The organism is Flavobacterium notoginsengisoli (assembly GCF_042686225.1).
Classification (GTDB): Bacteria; Bacteroidota; Bacteroidia; order Flavobacteriales; family Flavobacteriaceae; genus Flavobacterium; species Flavobacterium notoginsengisoli.
Map to the genome: position 1 here is coordinate 1 of NZ_JBHUOT010000035.1, position 592 is coordinate 592.

2 protein-coding genes are annotated in these 592 nt (G+C 36.0%); both read left to right on the plus strand.

The window, feature by feature from the left end; translation table 11 throughout:
• Positions 1-239, plus strand: a 239-nt coding sequence (locus ACFS3A_RS26740; RefSeq protein WP_379828789.1) for a phosphopantetheine-binding protein, incomplete at its 5' end; no start/stop codon positions are given.
• 12 nt (positions 240-251) lie between these two features.
• Positions 252-592 (plus strand): TubC N-terminal docking domain-related protein (locus ACFS3A_RS26745; RefSeq protein WP_379828790.1); only part of this gene is annotated, 341 nt, incomplete at its 3' end.

Here is a 592-nt window from a genome sequence, read left to right on the forward strand (position 1 = left end):
GGCAGGATCTTCTTGGTTTGGACCAGGTTGGGATCTATGACAATTTCTTCGAGCTTGGAGGCCATAGCCTTCTTGCGACGCGATTGGTATCGATGATCCGCAGGGAGCTTAAAACGGAAGTATCGATTAGGGACGTATTTGGTTTTAATACTGTTGAAGAGTTATCATCTTATATACATTATAAGACCCTTAATTTTGATGATCAGATTAATGAGTATAGTATAAATATTGAGTTGTAATTTTAATGATATATGGAGTTTTTAAGTTTTTTTCAAAGAATAAATAAAAAAGGAATAAAGTTAGTATTAAATAACGGCTCATTGAGTATTAAATCAAATGCTGAAATAGATTCGGAAACACTTAGTGAAATAAAAGAAAATAAAGAGCTTATTATTAGATATTTACAGAAATATCAAACAGGGAATGTAACACAACAGATACTTGAGAAGATTACCCCTAATAAGAGCCGTCCATTGCGTATTCCTTTGTCCTTCAGCCAGGAGCGTCTATGGTTCCTTGACCAGCTTCAGGGCAGTACTGAATACCATATTCCGGTTGTGCTTCGACTGCAGGGATCGCTTGATGTTTCGAT